Source organism: Erwinia sp. 198 (assembly GCF_003937915.1).
GTDB classification, from domain to species: Bacteria; Pseudomonadota; Gammaproteobacteria; order Enterobacterales; family Enterobacteriaceae; genus Erwinia; species Erwinia aeris.
The window spans coordinates 345,458-367,010 of record NZ_RHUM01000002.1 but is presented as its reverse complement, the minus strand read 5'-3'; the positions used below and the strand labels follow the sequence as shown (position 1 = coordinate 367,010).

Here is a 21,553-nt window from a genome sequence, read left to right as displayed (position 1 = left end):
CTACGGGGCGATAAGCCCCCTGTCTACAGGTAATATGAACATTATAGGTCCGCATACTCCAATATTTCTTCACCCATCAGCGTACAGTCCACATCTGGATAGTACATAAAGCGCATACGGTATTTACCTTTATAGATATATCCCCAGGTTTCAAGGACGTCGAACTTTTGAGCGCCGCCTTGCGGGTTCTTGATCTTTGCCAAAGGAGTAACTTTTTTATCAATAGAGATTCCGCCATCGTTATCCCGATAAAATGACAAAAGTTTTTTTGCATCCTTAAGCGCTGAATCCTGGCAAGTCAGCGACGATTTCTCTATCGCTCCCCAGGAATTGAAAGTAGCCAGTATCAAACTTAATGCAACGGCGGTTTTAAGGTTTTTCATCGAGCGATCCCCATTTCCTTTTTAATACGACCCAGTGCCAGATGTCTTTGAGTAAAGCCATTCTGGTCGTCATTAACAAGCAGCGTAACGGCTTTTAAATCGTCCTTATCCGCTCGCGAATTAACGAAACGTGAGGCCCAGAACTCGCATGCTGTTCTGACGGCAATGTCCGCATTAACGGCCACGGGATCTGAATGCTGTTAAGTGATTTGGCCTGGGCGGAGTCGTCATCGGCAGCAATGTCAAAGTGCCGCTGACGCAGATCCAGTACGATGCGCTGTGCAGCATCGTTTTCAACGTGGGGCGCAACGCCTTTACGGGGCCGTTGCTCCTGTTGCCGCTAAGTTATACCGGCTGATGGGACGATCGGACTGCTATCGGGCAGCTCGAATCAGCGTGGCAGGCTAAATAACGCGTGAGTGAAGGGAAAAAGGGCGATTGCCAGGTTGATTAGGGGATGGTGCTGATGGGCGTATGACAGGAAAAATAACCTCTGGAAGTGGAAATCCACTTCACCTCCAGAGGTGATGCAATGCATCATCGTTACAGGCGCCATAACGGCAACGCCAATTTATACAGTTCTTGATCTTTTGTACAACTTTTCGTAAGGTATTCGTGTGGTCAAACCAGCATGGTTTGCTACAACCTGAAAAGGTGCCGGAAATCCACCTGAGGGTACCTTTTAAAGCCGCGTAACTGCGGCTTTTTTTATGCCTGAACATCGTCCTCGTCAGCAATTGGCGCTGAGTTTGTGCTGAATGCAATTATGCCATCAGCCATCCTTCGTGCATGCCGCAAGCTCGGCTGCCCCAAGACAACAACCGATCGCTCCGTTTACTGTGATGACTATCGCCTTGGAGACTGACAACAGCACCAGCGTGTACAAAGCAGGCATCAGGGAGGATACAGCAGTAAGTGGGACATTATCCGTGCCCACATCCTGAAGCGTAACAAATATGGGAAGCAGGCCTGCGCCCGGTTTCTGGTCGATCTGCAGGTCGGTGAGCAGCGCAACGTTTTCTTGAGCGAAAGCCGCGCACAGCACATCCTCGATTTCTATAAATTTGTGCCGCACGTCAAAGGCGCTCTGGCCGGTAAGCTGATTGACCTGATGAACTGGCACATGTTTTAAGTAACATTTTTGGCTTCATCATACCGTAAATAAAATCGCCACGCGTTTAAAGGATATCTCAGAGTCATTTAATGGCGATTCATGCGCAGGCATTGCCTGTCCCTGACTTTACCCTGGAAAACAGAAAGCGTTCCGGGCTATCGCCGTGTACGCGCTGTGTGTATTTTTTCGATAAATGCCGCAAAATTTTGTCCAGATATATCTTCTGGCCAATGAGCCTAATTTTTTAGACGATACAGCCATAAGGCTACCAGAGCGGCAACGGTAGAGAGGGTGGCTTTAGTAGCAATGACCATAAACTCAAAGTTGTCCATAGCTTCCTCACCATCCTTACTGATGTGGATATGATGATCGACGAAGCTGCCTGCCAGGCCGTCAGGCATTAGAATCATCGTGACGAAAAAAAACCCAAAGAAAATGATAGCTTTCATCTTGCTTCACACTTAGAAAAGTCTGGCAAACCCCGCACCTCCATCAAAAACATATCCGCCTATGGTTTCCGCACTATAATGCCCGTATGGTTGTCGCCCCTCAACATTCCTGTCGGCGGCAGGAGAATGCTATGCTGGCGCTCTGCCTTATCTTTACTGCCTGGATTGATTATGTCCGCCATTGACGATCTATTTCTGCGCCTGTCGCGTTCGCCGTTTCGGCAAAAATTCCACTTAGGCCACCGCGAATACCGCTATTGCCTGGACAAGGGCGAAGAGGAGATTTGCGCACATGCCGCTGACTTTATTCGTGAGCGTCTTTCTCTCGCTGAGCCGCTTAATGACGGCAAGCAAACGCCGATGCGCGGCCATCCGGTATTTATTGCCCAGCACGCAACGGCCACCTGCTGTCGCGGCTGCCTGAGCAAATGGCACCATATACCTGCACACCAGCCGCTAACAGCAGCGCAACAGGCGTGGATTGTACAGGCGGTCCTGCACTGGCTGCGGCTGGAGATGCAGCGGCCACTGCCACCTGCGCCGCGCCGCAAAAAAAACTCGGCCAGCGATAAACAGCTCAGGCTGCTTTAGGGCCGGTGGCTGGCGATAAGCACAAAAACGAAATATGTATTAACAAACTTAATTGAATTGATAAAGGGAAAGGCTTGCGATTTTACCGGTAACATTCTAATTTTGCTCTGGCAGGCAAATCCACTGATAAAATAAGGGGTATTCGTATGCAATCTTCTAGGATTATTGTTTTAATTGAAAAAATAGCCATAGCCGTTTTTGCGGTTTTGCTGATTTACTTTATTGCGACCGGCTTGCTTTCGGCATCAGGCTGGGATCATAGCTGGCCTTACCCACACCGCTAAAAACAACTCTTTCGCCAGGGAAAATAAAGTAGTGTTAATAATATAAGCGCCTCGCTACAGTGGCGCAGCCTCCTCCTCTCCTGACACCTTTCTCTGTGTCCGCTCGTGCCATAACACCCCTGATCCAGTTATAACCTTTTGATTTGTAGTGGTTTGTATCCTTACAGTAATACTGCCATAATAGCCTGCTTTTTTTAACGGGCGGTGAGGATACGTGGTAAACGATTTTGCAGCAGACGGCGCGCTGGCGCAGGCCATTCCAGGCTTTAAGCCGCGCGAACCTCAGCGCCTGATGGCGGAGGCGGTCACAACGGCCATCGATAACAAGCGCGAGCTGGTAGTCGAAGCAGGCACCGGAACCGGCAAAACCTATGCCTATCTGGCGCCGGCGTTGCGCTCGGGCAAAAAAGTTATTATTTCTACCGGATCTAAGGCGCTTCAGGATCAGCTTTACAGCCGCGATTTGCCTACGGTCGCCCGCGCTTTAAAATTTAAAGGCATTCTGGCACTGCTGAAAGGACGCTCTAACTATCTTTGCCTGGAGCGGTTGGAGCAGCAGTCGATGGCTGGCGGCGAGTTGGCGGCGCAGGCGATGAGCGATCTGGTACACCTGCGCGGCTGGTCGAGCGAAACGGTGGACGGCGATATCAGCACCTGCGGCGGCGTGGCGGAGGATAGCCCGGTCTGGCCGCTGGTCACCAGCACTAACGACAACTGCCTGGGCAGCGACTGCCCTCTCTATCAGGACTGTTTCGTGGTGAAAGCGCGCCGCAAAGCGATGGATGCGGACGTGGTGGTGGTCAATCACCATCTTTTTCTGGCCGATATGGTGGTAAAAGAGAGCGGCTTTGCGGAGCTGATCCCGCAGGCGGACGTGATGATCTTCGATGAGGCGCATCAGGTGCCGGATATCGCCAGCCAGTATTTTGGTCAGCAGCTTTCCAGCAAACAGCTGCTGGATCTCGCCAAAGACATTACCATCGCCTATCGCACCGAGGTGCGTGACGCCCAGCAGCTGCAAAAATCTGCCGATCGGCTGGCGCAAAGCGCGCAGGATTTCCGCCTGGCGCTGGGCGATCCCGGCTTTCGCGGCAACCTGCGGGAAGTCCTTAATAATGCCAATATCCAGCGCGCGCTGCTGCTGCTGGACGATGCGCTGGAGCTTTGTTATGACGTTGCGAAGCTGTCGCTGGGCCGCTCCGCGCTGCTGGATGCGGCTTTTGAACGGGCGGCGCTCTATCGCGGCAGGCTGAAACGGCTGAAAGATGTCTCGCAGCCCGGTTTCAGCTACTGGTATGAGTGCAACAGCCGCCATTTCGTGCTGGCGCTGACGCCGCTTTCGGTATCGGATCGCTTCCGGGAGGTAATGGACGAGCGGCCAGCCAGCTGGATTTTCACCTCCGCCACGCTGGCGGTGAATGAGCAGATGACCCACTTCGTTGAAAGGCTGGGCGTTGCTGGCGCAGAAACGCTGATCCTTAACAGCCCGTTTGATTTTGCCAGCCAGGCGCTGTTGTGTGTGCCACGCAATCTGCCTTCGCCCAATCAGCCGGGCGGCGCCAGACAGCTGGCGCGCATGTTGCTGCCGCTGATCGAGGCTAACAACGGCCGCTGCTTCTTTCTTTGTACCTCGCATCAGATGATGCGCGAGCTGGCCGAGCAGTTCCGCGCCATGCTGACGCTGCCCGTGTTACTGCAGGGAGAAACCAGCAAAGGCGAGCTGTTAAAACAGTTTATCGCGGCAGGCAACGCGGTGCTGGTGGCGACCAGCAGCTTCTGGGAAGGGGTGGACGTGCGCGGCGATGCGCTGTCGCTGGTTATTATCGACAAATTGCCGTTTACCTCGCCTGACGATCCCTTGCTGAAAGCGCGCATGGAAGACTGTAAGCTGCGCGGCGGCGATCCGTTTGACGAGGTGCAGCTGCCGGACGCGGTTATCACGCTCAAACAGGGCGTAGGCCGTCTGATCCGCGACGTTGACGATCGCGGCGTACTGGTGATCTGCGATAACCGTCTGGTGATGCGTCCCTACGGCGCGGTGTTTCTGAACAGCCTGCCGCCCACGCCGCGTACGCGGGATATTCAACAGGCGGTGGATTTCCTGCGGCCGCAGTAATTACCCGCGCAGTATGCTATGCTGCGCGCCGAAAATTTTGTCCCGCCTGAGGTAAAAATCCATGCGAATTTTAGCTATTGATACGGCCACCGAGGCCTGTTCGGTCGCGTTGCTGAATAATGGCAAGGTCACGGCGCATTTTGAGCTGTGCGCCCGCGAACATACGCAACGTATCCTGCCGCTGGTGCAGGCGCAGCTGCAACAAGAAGCGCTGACCCTGAACGAGCTGGACGGGCTGGCCTTCGGTAAAGGGCCGGGCAGCTTTACCGGCGTCCGTATCGGAACCGGCATCGCGCAGGGGCTTGCGCTGGGCGCGGCGCTGCCGCTAATCGGCGTGTCGACGCTGAAAACCATGGCGCAGAGCGCCTGGCGTTTACAGGGTGCCGACCGCGTGCTGGCCGCGATAGATGCGCGCATGGGCGAGGTGTACTGGGCGCAGTATCAGCGCGACGAGCAGGGAGTCTGGCAGGGAGAAGAGACGGAAGCGGTGCTCAAACCGGAGGACGCGCTGGCGCGTATGACGCAGCTGAACGGTAGCTGGGCGATGGTGGGAACCGGCTGGCAGGCTTATCCGCAGCTGAGCGCGGAGAGTACGCTGAATTTACAGGCGACCGAGGTAATGCTTCCCTGTGCGGAGGATATGCTCCCGTTGGCGGCGCTTGAGCTGGCGGCAGGCAATACGGTGCTGCCGGAAGAGGCGGAACCGACCTACCTGCGCAACGAGGTCACCTGGAAAAAACTGCCGGGCAGGGAATAAGTCTGGCCGCACCGTGCCTCAAGCTGCGTGAAACGAGCCGGGCAAAGAAAAACTCAGCAACTAATTGGCCCGAAAGGAGTCAAAGTGAGTAGTGTCCCTGGAGAGTTTTTATGCGTAATAAACGGTTATTGCGGTCAGGTAGTTTGCTGTTAATTTCCCTGCTGCTGGCGGGCTGCGCCAGCGTGCCCGATTCCATCAAAGGGCATTCACCTACGCCGCAACAGGATTTGGCGCGGGTGCTGAATGCGCCGCAGCTGTATGTCGGCCAGGAGTCGCGCTTTGGCGGCAAGGTAGTGAAGGTCATCAATCAGAACGGCTCGACCCGGCTGGAGATTGCCGCCATGCGGCTGGACGACTTCGCGCGTCCGATGCTGGGCAGCCCGTCGATTGGCCGTATTTATGCGGATATCAACGGCTTCGTCGATCCTGTCGACCTCAATAATCAGATGGTGACGGTCGTGGGTACGATAAAAGGCACTGAAAAGGGCGAAATCGGCCAGGCGAGCTATCAGTTTGTTACGATTGCCGTGACGGGCTATCAGCGCTGGCGCCTGACACAGCAGGTTGTTTCACCGCAGCCGCCGATGGATCCCTGGATCTGGTATGGCCCGCCGCGCGGTCGCCACCGTGGCGGCTACTGGGGCCCGCCGCCGGGGATGATGTTCTATAATCCAGGGCCAGCGGAAGTGCAAACTATCCTGACCGAATAGCGCTCAGAGCGGTAGTTACAGACCCGACGGCTGATTTTCGGCCGTCGGGTTATTTTTTGGTTTCTCAAAACGAGAAGAAATTAGTGATATGCTTCGCAACCTCAAAACGGAACGGGCCAGCAAACTGGTACGCTGAGTTAATATAATGTTAACAGATGGAGCAGTTAAGAGGCTGTGATGACGACAACGTTGAGTTTCCGAGGTGTTTCCTTGAATAAGGTTTGGCTGAACCGCTACCCTGCAGATGTGCCCGCAGAAATCGATGCCGATCGTTATCCTTCCCTGATCGATCTTTTCGAACACGCCGCTAACCGCTATGCCAACAGGCCCGCCTTTATGAACATGGGCCAGGCGATGTCCTATCGCAAACTGGAAGAGCGCAGCCGGGCTTTCGCTGCCTATCTCCAGCAGGGACTGGGACTGAAAAAGGGCGATCGCGTCGCGCTGATGATGCCCAACCTGTTGCAGTATCCGATTGCACTGTTCGGCGTTCTGCGCGCCGGCATGATTGTTGTTAACGTCAACCCACTCTATACGCCGCGCGAGCTGGAGCACCAGCTTAACGACAGCGGCGCCAGCGCCATCGTCATCGTGTCAAACTTCGCCCATACGCTGGAAAAAGTGGTGGCGAAAACGCAGCTTAAGCACGTGATCCTGACCCGGCTGGGCGACCAGCTTTCCCCGGCTAAGGGCACGCTGGTTAATTTTGTGGTGCGCTATATCAAGCGGATGGTGCCGAAATACCATCTGCCGGGCGCTATCTCTTTTCGTCGCGTACTGCAAGAAGGCTACCGCATGCAGTATGTCCGGCCTTCGATTGTGAATGACGATCTGGCGTTTTTGCAGTATACGGGGGGAACGACGGGCGTGGCGAAAGGGGCGATGCTGACCCATCGCAATATGCAGGCCAACCTGGAGCAGACCAAGGCGACCTATGGCTCGCTGCTGAAAGCGGGCGAAGAAACGGTAGTCACCGCCTTGCCGCTTTATCATATTTTCGCGCTGACGGTAAATTGCCTGTTGTTTATCGATCTGGGCGGGGCAAACCTGCTCATCACCAATCCACGCGATATTCCGGGGCTGGTGAAAGAGCTGGCGAAAAACCGTTTTACCGCCATTACCGGTGTTAACACGCTCTTTAACGCGCTGTTGAACGACAAAGACTTCCAGCAGCTGGATTTCTCCAGCCTGTCGCTCTCGGCCGGCGGCGGCATGGCCGTACAGAAAGCCGTCGCCGAACGCTGGGAGAAGCTTACCGGCCATTATCTGCTGGAAGGTTACGGCCTGACGGAGTGTTCGCCGCTGGTTTCGGTGAACCCTTACGATATTCGTTACCACAGCGGCAGCATCGGCCTGCCGGTGCCCTCGACCGATATCCGCATCGTGGACGGCGAGGGTAACGAGGTGGCGCCGGGCGAACCGGGCGAACTCTGTATTAAAGGGCCGCAGGTTATGCCGGGTTACTGGAACCATCCGCAGGCCACCGACGAGGTGCTGAAAAACGGCTGGCTGCACAGCGGCGACATTGTTACTGTCGATGCGGAAGGATTTATTCGCATCGTCGATCGGAAAAAAGATATGATTCTGGTTTCCGGTTTTAACGTTTATCCTAATGAGATTGAAGATGTGGCTATGCTGCATCCCAAAGTGCGCGAGGCGGCGGCGGTAGGCGTGCCTGATACGGTGGCCGGCGAGACGGTGAAGATCTGCGTGGTGAAGAAAGACGCCTCGCTGACCAAAGAAGAGCTAATCGCCCACTGTAAGAAGCATCTGACCGGATATAAAATTCCTAAGATTGTCGAATTCCGCGACGAGCTGCCGAAAACCAACGTAGGTAAAATTTTGCGCCGTGAGCTGCGTGACGCGCCGCCAAAAACGATGCCGTAGCCGTAGCCAGGCGCACGCCAGTAACTTCTACGCCGGTTAAGCCGGCGTTTTTATTGAACCACACTGAGGCACGAGAAGCCGCAGCGAGAGGATCACCTTGAATTACACCATGATAACCACCAACGAGGCGCTGGCCGAAGTGTGCCAGGCCGCCCGTCAGGTTCCCGCCGTGGCGCTGGACACCGAGTTTGTTCGCACCCGCACCTACTATCCCGGCCTTGGACTGATTCAGCTGTTTGACGGCGAGCGGATTTCACTGATCGATCCGCTTTCCATCAGCGAATGGGCGCCGTTTCGTGAGCTGATCCTCGATCAAAACGTCATTAAATATCTGCACGCGGGCAGCGAAGATCTGGAAGTTTTCCTGCATGAGTATGGCGTGCTGCCTGAACCGATGATCGATACGCAAATTCTGGCCGCTTTTACCGGCCGGCCGCTTTCCTGCGGCTTTGCCACCATTGTGGAATCTTTTACCGGCATCGCGCTGGATAAGAGCGAATCGCGCACCGACTGGCTGGCGCGCCCGCTGACGGAAAAGCAGTGCCACTATGCCGCTGCGGACGTCTGGTATCTGCTGCCGATTGCGCAGAAACTGATGGCGGAAGCCGAAGCGGCCGGTCGGCTCGACGCCGCGCTGAACGAGTGTGGCCTGCTGTGCCAGCGTCGCCGTACCCTCGTGGTGCCGGAAGAGGCCTGGCGCGACATTGCCAATGCCTGGCAGCTTCGTCCTCGCCAGCTTGCCGCGCTGCGCCTGATGGCCGCATGGCGTCTGGAGCTGGCGCGTGAAAAAGACATGGCCGTGAATTTTGTGGTGCGGGAAGAGAACCTCTGGAAGGTGGCGCGGTATATGCCCGGTTCGCTGGGCGAACTGGATCACCTTGGCCTGGGCGGCCAGGAAATACGATTCCACGGCAAGGCGCTGGTGGCGATGGTGGCGCAGGCCAATGCGCTGCCGGAAAGCGAACTACCAGAGCCGGTAGCTAACCTGATCGACAATCCTGCCTATAAAAAAGTCTTTAAAGCGCTGAAGGCGTTAATGGCGGAAGCGGCGGAGAAAAACGGCGTCAGTCAGGAACTGTTGGCCTCGCGGCGGCAGATTAATCAGCTGCTGAACTGGCACTGGAAGCTGAGACCGATGGGGACGCCAGAGCTGCTCGACGGCTGGCGGGGCGATCTGCTGCGCGACGACATTCTGGCGCTGCTGGCAGACTACTAACGACGCGGGCTGCCCGCAGCCCTTTTCCCCTGCAAACAGGCAGGGGAAAGTCAGGCGTGGTAAAGGCTCATTTCGGGGTGTCTTCTGCCTCGGGCAGCGTCACGTTAAGCTCCAGAATGGAGATATCGTCATCTTTCTGATCCAGTTTAACGCTCAGCATTTCCGGATCGATCTTCACGTATTTGCAGATAACTTCCAGAATGTCTCTTTTCAGCTGCGGCAGATAGTGAGGCTCGGCGTCGCCCCTCCTGCGCTCCGCCACGATAATCTGCAGCCGTTCCTTGGCTATATTGGCTGTGCTTTTTTTACGGGATAAAAAGAAATCAAGTAAGGCCATGTTTTATCCCCCAAACAGGCGTTTCAGGAAACCCTTCTTCTCTTCTTCAATGAAGCGGAAGGGACGTTCTTCACCCAGAAGGCGATCGACGGTATCGGCATAGGCTTTGCCCGCGTCGGAATCGATATCCAGAATGACCGGTTCGCCCTGGTTAGATGCGCGCAGCACGGACTGATCTTCAGGGATCACGCCCGCCAGCGGAATGCGCAGGATCTCCAGCACGTCTTCCATGCTCAGCATATCGCCGCGGCTAACGCGCCCCGGATTATAACGGGTGAGCAGCAGATGTTCTTTGATCGGATCCTGACCGTTTTCCGCGCGGCGAGACTTGGAAGAGAGAATGCCCAGAATACGGTCGGAGTCGCGCACAGAGGAGACTTCCGGGTTGGTGGTGATAATCGCTTCGTCAGCGAAATAGAGCGCCATCAGCGCGCCGGTTTCAATACCCGCCGGTGAATCGCATACGATGAAATCAAACGCCATCGTAGCTAAATCGTTAAGCACTTTTTCCACGCCTTCACGGGTCAGGGCATCTTTGTCACGCGTCTGCGAAGCAGGCAGGATAAACAAATTTTCAGTACGCTTATCTTTAATCAGCGCCTGGTTAAGCGTGGCGTCACCCTGGATGACGTTAACGAAATCGTAGACTACCCGGCGCTCACAGCCCATGATCAGGTCGAGATTTCGCAGACCGATATCGAAATCGATCACGACGGTTTTTTTACCTTTCTGGGCTAAACCGGTAGCGATGGCCGCGCTGGACGTGGTTTTGCCCACGCCTCCTTTACCCGATGTAACAACAATAATGCGTGCCATATAATAATTTCCTTAAGAAAAGAAAGGGCTCGTGAGCCTGGCTCAGTTCAGTGTCTGTATAGTCAGGGCGCCATCTTTTAAGCAAAGACGTGACGCTTTTCCAAAAAATTCAGCAGGGATTTGGTCCATAATCCAGTACTCACCGGCAATGGACACTAACTCTGCGGATAAATTCGTGCAAAAAATCTGGCAGTCGCGATCGCCGCCGGCCCCGGCTAAGGCCCGGCCGCGCATCATGCCGTAGATATGGATATTGCCGTCGGCTATCAGTTCGGCACCCGCGCTGACGCTGCTGGTGACGATCAGGTCGCTGTTTTTCGCGTATATTTGCTGGCCAGAGCGAACGGGCGCGTTGATGACGCGCGTTCTGGCCGCCGGGATCTCAACGGGCTTAGCCGGCTCAGGCGCTTCAGGCGCGGGCTTTTGTTCTTTGCCTTCAGACAGCAGCGGCAGGCCGGCGCGAACAATCATGCGCTTGAGCGCCTCATCTTTGCAGCCGCTGACGCCGACAATATGCAGGCCGGTCGACGCGATAGCCTGCTGCATCTGCCGCCAGTTAACCTCGCCGGTTAGGCTGGAAACATTCAGCACGACCGGCGCGTTTTTCAGGAAAGCGGGAGCCTGGCTGACTTTATCCTGAAGCGCCTGGCGCACCACATCCGCATCGTGGTGGTGTAAGTGAACTACAGACAGAGTAAAACTGCTGCCCTTTAACTCGATTGGCGTTTGTGACATCTGTCCCGCTCAGTCCTGTTATTTCAAATCCCGGCGAAATCTGCGCCAGAGTGACGGTTAATCGCGCCCGGACGATATTCCGAAGTTCAGCAAGCATGTTATAGTTACTGCTATATTCAGGCAAGCCACCGACCAGGTTAATTCGAGTAAAAAATATGTTTTGTGTGATCTACAGAAGTCCCAAACGTGACCAGACTTATCTTTATGTTGAAAAAAAAGACGATTTCTCGCGTGTGCCGGCTGAACTGCTTCAGGGATTTGGTAAACCCCAGCTGGCGATGGTCCTGCCACTGGACGGCAGTAAACGCCTGGCCAATGCGGACCAGGCAAAAGTGAAAACGGCGCTGCTGGAGCAAGGTTATTATTTACAGGTGCCGCCGCCGATGGAAAGTTTGCTTAAGATGCATCTGGAAAAAGAGAAAAAAGATTAATTAGGAATCATCTGCAAGCTATTTTCCCACCGCTTTTCCTACCCGCCGGATATTATTGACGGCGGGAAGCACGTAAAAAGGGCCTTTTATGAAGCAACCTCTCTTCACCTCGCTTATTTTTTCGCTGTTGCTGGCTGGCTGTGCCAGCAAGAACAGCAAAGCCCTTGAGAAAAAAAACGCCGCGCCGGCGCAGCAGAAAACCACGCTGGCCGCAACCGGGCGCGACCCGGCGGAGTTTCCCGCCTATGTCGAGGAGCTTAAGCGCCAGGCGCGGGAGCAGGGCATTGACGCAGCCACTATCGACACTGCCTTCAGCAATATTCATTTCGTCGACCGCGCTATTTCTGCCGACCGTAATCAGTTAGAAAAGAAAGTCACGCTGGACGACTATCTGACGCGCGTGCTGCCGGAGTGGAAAAAGCAGCGTGCGCGCGAAAACTTCCGGCAGTATTTGCCGCAGCTGCAAACGGTCAGCCAGCGTTATGGCGTGCAGCCGGAATATATAGTGGCGCTTTGGGCGATGGAAAGCAGCTTCGGCAAAATCCAGGGAAAAGAAGAGATCGTCTCTGCGCTCTCTACGCTGGCTTTTGAAGGCCGTCGCGAAGCCTTCTTCACCAAAGAGCTGATGGCGGCGCTGCGGATTATTCAGCAGCAGCATATCAGCGCGGCGCAGATGAAGGGATCCTGGGCTGGCGCGATGGGGCAGAATCAGTTTATGCCTTCTTCTTTCCTGCGCTACGGCGCGGACGGCGACGGCGACGGGCAAATTGATATCTGGGATAACGTGGAGGATGTGTTTGCTTCTACGGCCAACTATCTGGCAACGGAAGGCTGGAAGCCCGGCGAGCGCTGGGGCCAGGAAGTGATCCTGCCGGTCGATTTTGCTAAAGCGCAGGCAGGACTGAAAACCGACCAGGCGAGATCGGTTGGCGACTGGCAAAAACTGGGCGTGCGCTTCAGCGATGACGCGCCGCTGCCGGATAACGCGCAGCGCAGCTGGATTATTTTGCCCGACGACGCGCCGGGCCGGGCCTTTATGGTTTACGACAACTTCCGCGTCATTATGCACTGGAACCGGTCATATTATTTTGCCATCAGTATCGGCATGATGGCCGACGCCATTTCTCAACAGGATGTGGTCCACTGACCACTCACGCAAACAGGAAGGTGAACAGTATGTATCAGCATCATAACTGGCAGGGCGCTTTATTAGATTATCCGGTGAGTAAAGTGGTCTGCGTAGGCAGCAACTATGCAAAACATATTAAAGAGATGGGCAGCGCGACGCCTGCCGAGCCTGTCCTGTTTATCAAGCCGGAAACCGCGCTTTGCGATCTTCGTCAGCCGCTGTCGATCCCGAAAGATCTGGGCGCGGTGCATCATGAAGTTGAGCTGGCAGTGTTGATTGGCGCCACGCTGAAACAGGCCACGGAAGAACACGTGGCGAAAGCTATTGCAGGCTACGGCGTGGCGCTGGATTTAACGCTGCGTGACGTGCAGGCCAGCTGTAAAAAAGCGGGACAGCCATGGGAAAAAGCGAAAGGCTTCGACAACTCCTGCCCGGTTTCCGGTTTTATTGCCGCCAGCGAGCTGGGTGCCGATCCGCAGGATATCGAGCTGAAGCTGATCGTCAATGGCGAAGTGCGTCAGCAGGGGTCCACTGCGGATATGATCCATAAAATCCTGCCGCTGATTGCCTATATGAGTAAGTTCTTCACGCTGCGCGCGGGCGATATTATCCTGACCGGCACGCCTGAAGGCGTTGGCCCGATGTCCTCTGGTGATACGCTGGAAGTGTCGCTGGGCGGACGCGGGGTGGCGACGCGGGTGCTGTAAGACTTGCAACTCAGGCCCGAACTGTTTATAAGGTGCGGGCTTTTAACTAAACAGGACAGCAAAATGAGCGATACCCCTTTCTGGCAGCAAAAGACGCTGGAGCAAATGAGCGATGAGGAATGGGAATCCCTGTGCGACGGCTGTGGCCAGTGCTGTCTGAACAAGCTGCAGGACGCCGACACCGATGAAATCTACTTCACTAACGTCGCCTGCAATCAGCTGAATATCAAAACCTGCCAGTGCCGTAACTATGAACGCCGCTTCGATCTGGAAGAAGACTGTATCAAGCTGACGCGCGATAACCTGCCGACGTTTTCCTGGCTGCCGCCGAGCTGTGCTTACCGGGTGCTGGCCGAAGGCAAGAACCTGCCCGTCTGGCATCCGTTGCGCAGCGGCAGCAAGGCGGCGATGCACGCGGCACGTATTTCTGTTCGCCATATTGCCGTACGCGAAAGCGAAGTGCAGGACTGGGAAGATCACATCATCAATAAGCCGCGCTGGTACGGTAAGTAGACTGATTTGAAATTAGCTTAGCTGGCGCTGCTTTGAGGCAGGGGTGGGGCATAGCTGACAAATTTGGCGTTTAAAGATCAATCTGATCCACGCTGTTTTCGCTCATCCATTTCCCGTAAACGTTGTAAATCATCTGTGATAGAGCGTGGCCCGCCTGCCGAGCGATGAAGTCGGGGGGCTCACACGCTTAGTAACCTCCCTCCTTATTGAGACTGCTATCTGACTATGCAGTTTAGGTTTTGCCTATCTCAATGAGAATCAGCACCGCCTGGATAAGTTGCGCCACTCTGCAAATAATCAGGGTATGACTACATACCGTGTGAGAGTGGGTTTCCATAACCCTTCAGCCCTGACTTTCAGGCAGCTTGATGAAATATTGGAACAGCAGAGGTTCTGGAGAACAGGATCGCGCAGCGCTACGTTTCGTTATTTTATGGAATATGAATACGAATCAGAGGTGCGCGATCTGTGTGAGGTTTGTGAACTCGCCTATTCCCAGGCCTGTAAGGTTAAAAAATGTCCTTTGGTCATGGTCGTCGAGGATACGACCGGGGAAAAAACGCTTGCTGACGTGCAGCAATAGCTGTCCTGTTGCGCACCCTAAGGATAAGAGCGCACACTGACTGCGGGACAGTTGTCCCGCTCTGTTTCCTGGCTCGGCTGTCATTCCCATTCCGTGAGATGAGCCAGCTTGCTTTCAGCACGCTTAAAACAAGCTCACCACGCATTAGCGTTGCGCTTCGTCATTTGGCCTTTTCACTGCTTCAGGGGCTGTCTTCAGGGCATACCTGACCTTTCCATAAACGGATTGGGGTTTATTGTATACGGCACGCGCTCAAATCAATTATGCATACTCTGTCCCCGCTTTTCTGTCAAAACGGCTGGCCGTCAGACCTGAGCAGACATTAGTGTCCAATACAGCTGGCCGAGCTAATTCATTGTTTAGCTCTCAAAATCAGCTTGCCGTCTGGCCTGACCGCACATTTATGCCGAATATAGCCAGACGACGGCAGTTGGTTGTTGTAGTGCGAATCAGCCGAACGCATATTTTTGCCCGGCAAAGCTAAACAAAAGCAGCTTGTTAACGAGTAGTCCGCCCACAGATATTCGCACAGAATTACAGGATAAAAAGTGAGACAGGGCAATGCGCCTGTTTCATTAATGTTTTTTGGATATCGAAATGTAATTTTTATCCCTTACATCTTTGGGGGGTATTTTTAATTAAATAAATAATAATTTCCAAAAAATCACGCTATGTCTGTTTAGATTTGTACACGGCGGTATGCTTGTATGATTTTTTATTAAGCGAGGCGGTTAATACCCTTGCAATGTCGGGTTTTTATCTGGTCTTAATTACGCAGCACAAAATTCCCGGCGTAAAAACCGGTTGCTGATTAATTAGTGTAATTTTTATTCAGAAGGAGATTGTGACTGGACATCGTGGCGGCGCTGGAAGCTTTGCAAAGGACCGTGAGAAAGCCTCTGAGGCAGGTAAAAAATCGGTCAAAATAGCGGAGGTGATTTCGCTGGCGACCATGAAAAAAACATCAGAAACAGGCAAGAAAGGGGGGTATAGCCACGGCGGCGGGTGCAAGTCTGTATAAAAGCGAACGAAAATTTATCGCTTAATACGCTAATCCCGGCACTTAATACCAGGATTAAATTCATTTATACAGGTGAAAACTTTATCTGCACTTTATTAAAAGTGAAGTTGTTAACCTTTTTTATAGCTCTTCTTTTGAGCCTTCTTACTCCGCCAGTATTCTTCCAGATAGGGTATAAGTTCAAAAAACAGTATCCCGCACAGAACACAGGCAATGTATACGTCAGGTAAAGGATCGGCTCGCTGATGAAGATCAAAGCGGGCAGGCTCTGCGCCCAGGCCGAACAGCGCCAGAAACTGCGACCAGTGTCGCGAAATCACCAGCAACAGCGCCATCAATGGCACCATCTCCAGAAAACTGTGGATATGCTGCTCTACGGGCGATACGCGCCGGGCGGTTACGGCATAGCTAACATCCCACAGTGCTGTCGCTTCGTGGCAGAAGAACATCACGATCATAAAGCCAATCACCAGCGCGTTGAAATCCAGGAAAAGCGCAGCGAGGAGCGGGGCGCCCATCTCCAGAAACATCAGAAGATGAATAAAGGTTTCTTTCAGCCCTGCGGTGGTTTCTATGTTTGTAGCCCGGTGGCATAGATAGTCAGCGAAACCGGCAATAAGCCAGACGGGCAGCACAAAATAAAGCAGCACCAGCATTTGTGGATCAACATTTTGCATAGCGAAGACTCATCGGGGTAAGAATGCATAAAGCATAGCCATGCAAAACAGAGATGCCAGAATAATGCGCTGTTTCCGGAGTAATGACAGATTTGTATTATTTCTGAGGTATGGCAGAAAAAGCGGTTAATTAAACTCCGCGTGCGCCGCGCTAAACGCTAAGTAAGCTATTATTCAGTAAACGTTGATGCCGCTCCAGGCTATTGCCCATAGTTTACTCAATAAGGAACACCAGATGCTCACTTCTACAATGGATAGTTATCTTAGCAAGGTAAAAATGAAGCCGATCCTTCTTACCGCGCTTGCCGTGGCACTTGCTTTGCCAACGCTTGCTTTGGCGGATGTGAAATGTGGGCCTTTTCGTCTGGCCGGGCAGACGGCGAACGGCAGCTGGGCGACCGTAGACGGCGTAAAAACCCGTCGGCAGCAGGTCAGCTGGCTGCAGCAGAAAGGCGACGTCGACAATGTGAAAATGCACTGGACCGTGGCCGCTACCAAATTTCAGGGTGATTACGGGATGACGTACCTGAGTAAGGCGGGTAGCGCCACGCTGGACGTTGAGGTATTGCGTAGTAGCCGCAGCCAGATAAAAATTTCCGGCTCGTACGACTGTCGTAAGATCGATTAGCGTCTGGCATCCGTCAAGGGCAGTGCGCTACCGGCCTGATTTCCTTTGCTATGCTTAAAATCTTTACCCTTAACCGGGAGGTAAAGCGTTATGCATCGCAGAGAGTTTATCGGTTGCGGAGGTGCACTGGTCGCCCTTTCGCTTATGTCTTCCACCCCCGTCGCCGCGGCCTCCGAAGCTTCGAAACCGCCTCAGCCTGATAAGCCCGTTCTGAAACTGAAAGGGATCGCTATTGGCGAAGGTCAGCCCAAAGTGATTATTCCAACCACTGCCAGCAGCGAAAGGGCAGTTTTGGCCTTCGTTGATCAGATTGCGGACAGAAGCGATTTTCATATGCTGGAGCTAAGGCTCGATCCGCTGGACAACGTTGACGATATCGACGCGATGGCGGCTTTAACGCGGCAGGTGTTCTCGCGCCTTGGCGACAAGCTATTGCTGCTGACGTTTCGCACCAAAGCCGAAGGCGGCAAGAAAACCATCAGCGATAAAAAGTATGCCGCGCTGTATCACGCCTTGCTGACGGCCGGCCAGTTCGATCTGCTGGATATTGAGATGTACCGCAACAGCACGCTGACCGATCCGCTGATCGGGCTGGCGCATCAACAGGGTAAACATGTCATTCTCTCCAGCCATGAGCTACACGCTACGCCTTCCGCTCAGGAAATTATCGCTCGCCTGAGCGAGCAGCAGCGGCGCGGCGCTGATGTGTTGAAGCTGGCGGCGATGCCGAAAGGCCCGGAAGACGTGCTGACCCTGCTTAACGCTACGCTGGATATGCATCAGCACTATGCGCAGCGCCCGCTGTTAACGATGTCGATGGGTGAAACGGGCGTGCTGTCACGCATGAGCGGAGAACTGTCCGGTTCGGCGCTGACTTTCGCTATGTTTGGCGATGCTTCGGCGTCGGGGCAGGTTGACGTGCAGGATCTGGGAAAGGTGCTGGAGGTGGTACATAAAGGAATGCGTTCATAAGGCAGCTACAGGCACATCCTGACGTTCTGTGCCGATCGTTTTCGATGCGGCCTGTAGCCTGGGGGCGGGACGCAAAGCATCGCCACCCCGTACGACATTAAGCGGTGACGGTGACCACTGAGACGTTCGTGGTTACCTGGTTAGTGGTCACGGAGGCGTCAACGGCACCGACTTGTCCCTTGATCACGCAGCGATACTGGCCGGCATCGGCGCTGGTCACGGCAGACTTGCTCCATGTGGCGCTTTTCGCATTGGCGATATTCGTCCAGGTGGTGCCGTTGGTCGACTTCTGCCACTGCCAGGTTGCAGCGTCCTTAGCCGCAACGCTCAGGTTTAACGTGCCGCCCGCCGCAATGGAAACCGTGGCTGCCGGCTGGGTATCAATCTGCGGCGTAAAGGCGTAATAAGGCATTGCGTATTCAATCCCGTTGACGTTAATGCGCATCCACTGGCGCGGTTTAGATTGCTCTACCGGCACGGTAGTCGAGGCCTGGGAGCGGGTGCTGATGCCGGCAACGTCATCCTGCGCGCCAAAACCGGCCTGGCCGTTGTTCATCGACATCCGCGCCTGCGCCGCCACGCCGCCTTCCGGCGCTGCGCTTTGCGTCACGCCGCTCGGCGTAAATCTTGCCCAGCTGCCGTTATCCTCACGCATTTCACCTGTGCCGCGAACGTGTACACCATATTCTGCAATGGTATCAGGCAGCTTGACCCACAGGCCCGGCAGAATATCGTTATAATCCTGAGGTATATACTGCACTTCGCTAATACCCGGCGTGCCTTCCATCCAGTAGCTTACTGCCGGGACCGAGCCCGCGCCACGCGCTACGTGGATATGCAGCGTACCGGCTGCACGGTCGTTCTGGATCGGCATGGCGGTGTCGCCACCGATGCCGCCGTAGGTACTGCGGCAGTCCACCTCAATTTTCCAGTGGCTGCCGGTTTTTGGCATCCGAAACGTACCGATATTTAACCAGCGCTGGCTGCTGTCAATGGTGCCGCGCAGCACGCCGCTCAGCCACTGCGCGCGCAGCGGATGGTCCAGATAGGTACCGCTGTTTTGAAACAGCGACATGCCCATTTCATACCCGGAGAGTTTGGCGACGATATCGCTGCCGTCCGGATTTTTCGGATAGCTGAACCAGGTTGCGCTGCCTGGCGCAGAAGTGCGGTCGTACTCCACGCCGGTCGGATTTGACCATTGCGACATAATGACGCGTGAATTAAAAAACACGGCATCGTAGGTAGAAGACTCAATGCTCAGCGCTTCAATCAGCCACTGGCCGTTGTTGATATCCATCGGCACGGCGCTGTGTTCGATCCAGCCGTTACGTATCAGGCCCTGGCCATGACGAGGGATCCAGATAGCCGGTGCGTAGCAAAACTGGAAGTTAAATTCCGTAAGCTCAATCGCCGTGGAGTGATCCCAGGCGCCGGACGGACGGTTGCTCCAGCCTACCTTAATTACCGGGCCCGCCACGCGGCTGCAGTAAATCTGGGTGAATTTACTGTCAAGGCTGTCGAGGTAGTAAATCGCCGCTTCACCGGTATTGCTGGCTTTAAAGTAGGAGACGTTGGCAAAGGTGCCGCCCACGCATTCGTTGGTGATAAACGGCTGTTTATTGGAGGCGGTATCGTTAAATACGCCCACCGTTGCACCAATCAGCATATTGGTGGTTTCGTCCTGCTTCACCGTTTGCTGGCCTTCCCACTCAATGCCGTAGATAGAAAAGTAGCGGTGGTTCAGCGCCAGCACGGCCGAAGTGGATTTGTCAGAGATAATACGCGTGCCGATCTGCTTGCCGAAGCTGGTGGTCACGCCGCGCATCACGAAATCGCCGGCGGCGAAGTAGCCGCTTGGGTTATAAGGCAGCTCCGAGTGGTTGGCCGGGATTTTGTCGCCATAGGTGCGCAGGTCGAGCGGCTTAACCAGGTAGGTGCCCGTGCCGAAACGGATACCGACTTTGCTGGAAAGGCCGTCGGTAAAGCCGCGGGCGAAGCTGCCGGTCATAAATTCATACATCGCCTTCACGGCAGGTGCGCAGTCAACCTTACCGCCCGGTACGGCGCCGAAGTCATGAACGGTTAACGCTTCAATATCGCTGTCGCGACGCCAGTGGTACGCGCCGCCGTTGCTGGCGATAAAGCCGCCGTCGTCCGTCGCCGCGACCAGATAACCGGTAAACCAGCCTTCGCCAAAGGTGACAGAGCGGTCGCCGGCAGCGCGGGCATTCCAGGAGCTCAGGAAAACGCGTTCGCCTTCAGCGGCAGGTTTGCGGGCACGCAGCGCGGCGAATGAAGCAACTTCATTAAAAATCAGTGTATCAGCCATAATGTTTCCATCCTTTGTTAGTGGGTTTTTAACTGTATATTTATACAGTAAGCGCACTGTATTCCTTTGGTTAAGAATTGGCAATAGGGTTTTTTATTATTTATTTCATATATTTACGCGATTAGCTCGTTACGATTTAATAAGCGGCGTGATATTAACTTAACAATCTTTCTTATGGGTTAAGCGAGTCGGGAGAGGGAGGGTAAGCAGGGAGATGAGGTACTGAACCAAGCCGGGCTTTAAAGCGCTGGAGGGAGACAGGCAAAAAAATCCCCTGAGCGCGTGACTTCAGGGGAGGCGGGTTCAGGACTGAGGCTGACCGACAGGGCCGCTGCCGCCCGGTGCGCCCGGAGGCTGTTGTCCACCTGGCGGTGCCGGCGGCGGGCTGTGCGTGTCATTGGCGCCCCAGTGGGTGCAGCCGGAAAGCAGCGTAACGGAAAAAGCAAAGGAGAGGGCTAACGCAATGTTTTTCATAGTTTCCCTTTTTGCATTGAGGTGTGCTTAAAGCGTAGCCGCCTCGTTACCGGCTGACAACCGCAGCATTCGGCAAAAGGCAAAGCCCGGCCGCCTGCAAACAATACGCACGGCCGGGAGGAGGAGAGCGTTTAGCGGGAAAAAAGATCGCGTTTTTTCGGCGTGAAAAACTGCGCCAGCAGCACCAGCAGGGCGACGATGAGGTAGGCGGCAAAGATAATCGTCATCCACTGCGGCATGCCCAGCGAAAACAGCGACCACTGATTTTCCGCACAGTCGCCCGTCGCAACGAACACCGACGGCAGCCACTTATCAAGAGGCAGCCACTGCGGGAAGCGGGCGGCGAAATCACAGGTGGTAAAAGGATTGGGGTGCAGCTGGATCATCGTATGCTCCCATGCCAGACGTACACCTTCCACGGCGCTATAGATCCAAATCAGTATCGCCACCCAGCGCAACGGCGTTTTAGGGGCAATAGCGCCTACCAACGCAGCACCAAGAATGCCGAACAGGGCGCAGCGTTCGTAAATACACATCACGCAGGGCTTTAGCAGCATCACGTGCTGGAAATAGAGCGCGACCATTTCCAGAGCAAAAGCGGTCAGCGCCATCAGCAACCAGGCACCGCGACCACGGGAACGGCTATTAAAATAGTGCAACATAATCAATCCCTGTAATAAGCGTTGAAGCG

At 54.5% G+C, this 21,553-nt stretch carries 22 protein-coding genes and 2 pseudogenes; 15 read left to right on the top strand and 9 right to left on the bottom strand.

Going from position 1 to position 21,553, the window contains the following annotated elements; translation table 11 throughout:
• Window positions 1-41 precede the first annotated feature (41 nt).
• Window positions 42-383, bottom strand: a complete 342-nt coding sequence (locus EGK14_RS04180; RefSeq protein ID WP_125287799.1) for a hypothetical protein — start codon at window positions 381-383, stop codon at window positions 42-44.
• A 967-nt stretch (window positions 384-1,350) separates the two neighbouring features.
• Between EGK14_RS04180 and EGK14_RS21510 the strand changes: the two are divergent.
• Window positions 1,351-1,541: pseudogene (locus EGK14_RS21510) on the top strand (terminase large subunit); the annotation flags it as partial.
• Window positions 1,542-1,733: 192 nt separating this feature from the next.
• Here EGK14_RS21510 and EGK14_RS04165 read toward each other — a convergent pair.
• Window positions 1,734-1,946, bottom strand: coding sequence for a hypothetical protein (locus tag EGK14_RS04165; RefSeq protein WP_125287798.1), 213 nt, complete (start codon window positions 1,944-1,946; stop codon window positions 1,734-1,736).
• 171 nt (window positions 1,947-2,117) lie between these two features.
• Here EGK14_RS04165 and EGK14_RS04160 point away from each other — a divergent pair, with 171 nt between their 5' ends.
• The 6 genes from EGK14_RS04160 to rnd all read left to right on the top strand — a co-directional run bounded on the left by EGK14_RS04160 (window position 2,118) and on the right by rnd (window position 9,507).
• The gene (locus EGK14_RS04160) at window positions 2,118-2,537 is read left to right on the top strand and encodes a DUF4186 domain-containing protein (protein WP_125287797.1); all 420 of its coding nucleotides are present in this window, start codon (window positions 2,118-2,120) and stop codon (window positions 2,535-2,537) included.
• A 498-nt stretch (window positions 2,538-3,035) separates the two neighbouring features.
• On the top strand, window positions 3,036-4,937 hold the full coding sequence (locus tag EGK14_RS04155) for an ATP-dependent DNA helicase (protein WP_125287796.1): 1,902 nt from the start codon (window positions 3,036-3,038) through the stop codon (window positions 4,935-4,937).
• 61 nt (window positions 4,938-4,998) lie between these two features.
• Complete coding sequence (gene tsaB, locus EGK14_RS04150) at window positions 4,999-5,694, top strand: tRNA (adenosine(37)-N6)-threonylcarbamoyltransferase complex dimerization subunit type 1 TsaB (RefSeq protein ID WP_125287795.1); 696 nt, start codon at window positions 4,999-5,001, stop codon at window positions 5,692-5,694.
• 110 nt (window positions 5,695-5,804) lie between these two features.
• On the top strand, window positions 5,805-6,404 hold the full coding sequence (locus tag EGK14_RS04145; RefSeq protein ID WP_125287794.1) for a Slp family lipoprotein: 600 nt from the start codon (window positions 5,805-5,807) through the stop codon (window positions 6,402-6,404).
• Between the two features lie 210 nt (window positions 6,405-6,614).
• Window positions 6,615-8,291, top strand: a complete 1,677-nt coding sequence (gene fadD / locus EGK14_RS04140) for a long-chain-fatty-acid--CoA ligase FadD (protein WP_125287793.1) — start codon at window positions 6,615-6,617, stop codon at window positions 8,289-8,291.
• 109 nt (window positions 8,292-8,400) lie between these two features.
• Window positions 8,401-9,507, top strand: coding sequence for a ribonuclease D (gene rnd, locus EGK14_RS04135; protein ID WP_125287986.1), 1,107 nt, complete (start codon window positions 8,401-8,403; stop codon window positions 9,505-9,507).
• A gap of 67 nt (window positions 9,508-9,574) precedes the next feature.
• Here rnd and minE read toward each other — a convergent pair whose 3' ends face one another.
• From minE to minC, 3 genes are read right to left on the bottom strand one after another with little or no spacing between them, the layout of a single operon-like run.
• Window positions 9,575-9,844 (bottom strand): cell division topological specificity factor MinE, encoded by a 270-nt coding sequence (gene minE, locus EGK14_RS04130; protein ID WP_125287792.1) that lies wholly within the window; start codon window positions 9,842-9,844, stop codon window positions 9,575-9,577.
• A gap of 3 nt (window positions 9,845-9,847) precedes the next feature.
• A complete protein-coding gene (gene minD / locus EGK14_RS04125) occupies window positions 9,848-10,660 on the bottom strand; it encodes a septum site-determining protein MinD (RefSeq protein ID WP_125287791.1) in 813 nt (270 codons plus the stop codon).
• 42 nt (window positions 10,661-10,702) lie between these two features.
• The gene (gene minC / locus EGK14_RS04120) at window positions 10,703-11,395 is read right to left on the bottom strand and encodes a septum site-determining protein MinC (protein ID WP_125287790.1); all 693 of its coding nucleotides are present in this window, start codon (window positions 11,393-11,395) and stop codon (window positions 10,703-10,705) included.
• Window positions 11,396-11,550: 155 nt separating this feature from the next.
• Between minC and EGK14_RS04115 the strand changes: the two genes are divergently transcribed.
• The 6 genes and pseudogenes from EGK14_RS04115 (at window position 11,551) to EGK14_RS21395 (ending at window position 15,779) form a co-directional block, all read left to right on the top strand.
• A complete protein-coding gene (locus EGK14_RS04115; RefSeq protein ID WP_125287789.1) occupies window positions 11,551-11,826 on the top strand; it encodes a YcgL domain-containing protein in 276 nt (91 codons plus the stop codon).
• 88 nt (window positions 11,827-11,914) lie between these two features.
• A complete protein-coding gene (locus EGK14_RS04110) occupies window positions 11,915-12,973 on the top strand; it encodes a lytic transglycosylase domain-containing protein (RefSeq protein WP_125287788.1) in 1,059 nt (352 codons plus the stop codon).
• 29 nt (window positions 12,974-13,002) lie between these two features.
• Complete coding sequence (locus tag EGK14_RS04105; RefSeq protein ID WP_125287787.1) at window positions 13,003-13,662, top strand: fumarylacetoacetate hydrolase family protein; 660 nt, start codon at window positions 13,003-13,005, stop codon at window positions 13,660-13,662.
• A gap of 63 nt (window positions 13,663-13,725) precedes the next feature.
• On the top strand, window positions 13,726-14,175 hold the full coding sequence (locus tag EGK14_RS04100; protein ID WP_125287786.1) for a YcgN family cysteine cluster protein: 450 nt from the start codon (window positions 13,726-13,728) through the stop codon (window positions 14,173-14,175).
• Between the two features lie 304 nt (window positions 14,176-14,479).
• Window positions 14,480-14,758: a hypothetical protein gene (locus tag EGK14_RS04095; protein WP_125287785.1), complete on the top strand. Its 279-nt coding sequence runs from the start codon at window positions 14,480-14,482 to the stop codon at window positions 14,756-14,758.
• Window positions 14,759-15,602: 844 nt separating this feature from the next.
• Window positions 15,603-15,779: pseudogene (locus EGK14_RS21395) on the top strand (general stress protein).
• 110 nt (window positions 15,780-15,889) lie between these two features.
• Here the strand turns inward: EGK14_RS21395 and EGK14_RS04090 are convergent.
• Window positions 15,890-16,456, bottom strand: coding sequence for a diguanylate cyclase (locus EGK14_RS04090; protein WP_125287784.1), 567 nt, complete (start codon window positions 16,454-16,456; stop codon window positions 15,890-15,892).
• Window positions 16,457-16,691: 235 nt separating this feature from the next.
• Here EGK14_RS04090 and EGK14_RS04085 point away from each other — a divergent pair, with 235 nt between their 5' ends.
• Both EGK14_RS04085 and aroD read left to right on the top strand, forming a co-directional pair.
• The gene (locus tag EGK14_RS04085; protein WP_125287783.1) at window positions 16,692-17,084 is read left to right on the top strand and encodes a hypothetical protein; all 393 of its coding nucleotides are present in this window, start codon (window positions 16,692-16,694) and stop codon (window positions 17,082-17,084) included.
• Window positions 17,085-17,174: 90 nt separating this feature from the next.
• Complete coding sequence (aroD, locus tag EGK14_RS04080; protein WP_125287782.1) at window positions 17,175-18,056, top strand: type I 3-dehydroquinate dehydratase; 882 nt, start codon at window positions 17,175-17,177, stop codon at window positions 18,054-18,056.
• 97 nt (window positions 18,057-18,153) lie between these two features.
• On the opposite strand, the gene EGK14_RS04075 is transcribed toward aroD, so the two are convergent.
• The 3 genes from EGK14_RS04075 to dsbB form a co-directional block, all read right to left on the bottom strand.
• Window positions 18,154-20,388 carry an immunoglobulin domain-containing protein gene (locus EGK14_RS04075; RefSeq protein ID WP_125287781.1) on the bottom strand — a complete coding sequence of 745 codons (2,235 nt, stop codon included), beginning with the start codon at window positions 20,386-20,388 and terminating at the stop codon, window positions 18,154-18,156.
• 303 nt (window positions 20,389-20,691) lie between these two features.
• Window positions 20,692-20,862 (bottom strand): hypothetical protein, encoded by a 171-nt coding sequence (locus EGK14_RS21230; protein ID WP_158616024.1) that lies wholly within the window; start codon window positions 20,860-20,862, stop codon window positions 20,692-20,694.
• 131 nt (window positions 20,863-20,993) lie between these two features.
• On the bottom strand, window positions 20,994-21,524 hold the full coding sequence (dsbB, locus tag EGK14_RS04070; protein WP_125287780.1) for a disulfide bond formation protein DsbB: 531 nt from the start codon (window positions 21,522-21,524) through the stop codon (window positions 20,994-20,996).
• Between the last annotated feature and the right edge of the window lie 29 nt (window positions 21,525-21,553).

Coding starts and splice junctions, on each gene's coding strand:
- EGK14_RS04180 (WP_125287799.1), bottom strand. CDS start 383: ATGAAAAACCTTAAAACCGCCGTTGCATTAAGTTTGATACTGGCTACT.
- EGK14_RS04165 (WP_125287798.1), bottom strand. CDS start 1,946: ATGAAAGCTATCATTTTCTTTGGGTTTTTTTTCGTCACGATGATTCTA.
- EGK14_RS04160 (WP_125287797.1), top strand. CDS start 2,118: ATGTCCGCCATTGACGATCTATTTCTGCGCCTGTCGCGTTCGCCGTTT.
- tsaB (WP_125287795.1), top strand. CDS start 4,999: ATGCGAATTTTAGCTATTGATACGGCCACCGAGGCCTGTTCGGTCGCG.
- EGK14_RS04145 (WP_125287794.1), top strand. CDS start 5,805: ATGCGTAATAAACGGTTATTGCGGTCAGGTAGTTTGCTGTTAATTTCC.
- rnd (WP_125287986.1), top strand. CDS start 8,401: ATGATAACCACCAACGAGGCGCTGGCCGAAGTGTGCCAGGCCGCCCGT.
- minE (WP_125287792.1), bottom strand. CDS start 9,844: ATGGCCTTACTTGATTTCTTTTTATCCCGTAAAAAAAGCACAGCCAAT.
- minD (WP_125287791.1), bottom strand. CDS start 10,660: ATGGCACGCATTATTGTTGTTACATCGGGTAAAGGAGGCGTGGGCAAA.
- minC (WP_125287790.1), bottom strand. CDS start 11,395: ATGTCACAAACGCCAATCGAGTTAAAGGGCAGCAGTTTTACTCTGTCT.
- EGK14_RS04115 (WP_125287789.1), top strand. CDS start 11,551: ATGTTTTGTGTGATCTACAGAAGTCCCAAACGTGACCAGACTTATCTT.
- EGK14_RS04110 (WP_125287788.1), top strand. CDS start 11,915: ATGAAGCAACCTCTCTTCACCTCGCTTATTTTTTCGCTGTTGCTGGCT.
- EGK14_RS04105 (WP_125287787.1), top strand. CDS start 13,003: ATGTATCAGCATCATAACTGGCAGGGCGCTTTATTAGATTATCCGGTG.
- EGK14_RS04100 (WP_125287786.1), top strand. CDS start 13,726: ATGAGCGATACCCCTTTCTGGCAGCAAAAGACGCTGGAGCAAATGAGC.
- EGK14_RS04095 (WP_125287785.1), top strand. CDS start 14,480: ATGACTACATACCGTGTGAGAGTGGGTTTCCATAACCCTTCAGCCCTG.
- EGK14_RS04090 (WP_125287784.1), bottom strand. CDS start 16,456: ATGCAAAATGTTGATCCACAAATGCTGGTGCTGCTTTATTTTGTGCTG.
- EGK14_RS04085 (WP_125287783.1), top strand. CDS start 16,692: ATGCTCACTTCTACAATGGATAGTTATCTTAGCAAGGTAAAAATGAAG.
- aroD (WP_125287782.1), top strand. CDS start 17,175: ATGCATCGCAGAGAGTTTATCGGTTGCGGAGGTGCACTGGTCGCCCTT.
- EGK14_RS04075 (WP_125287781.1), bottom strand. CDS start 20,388: ATGGCTGATACACTGATTTTTAATGAAGTTGCTTCATTCGCCGCGCTG.
- EGK14_RS21230 (WP_158616024.1), bottom strand. CDS start 20,862: ATGAAAAACATTGCGTTAGCCCTCTCCTTTGCTTTTTCCGTTACGCTG.
- dsbB (WP_125287780.1), bottom strand. CDS start 21,524: ATGTTGCACTATTTTAATAGCCGTTCCCGTGGTCGCGGTGCCTGGTTG.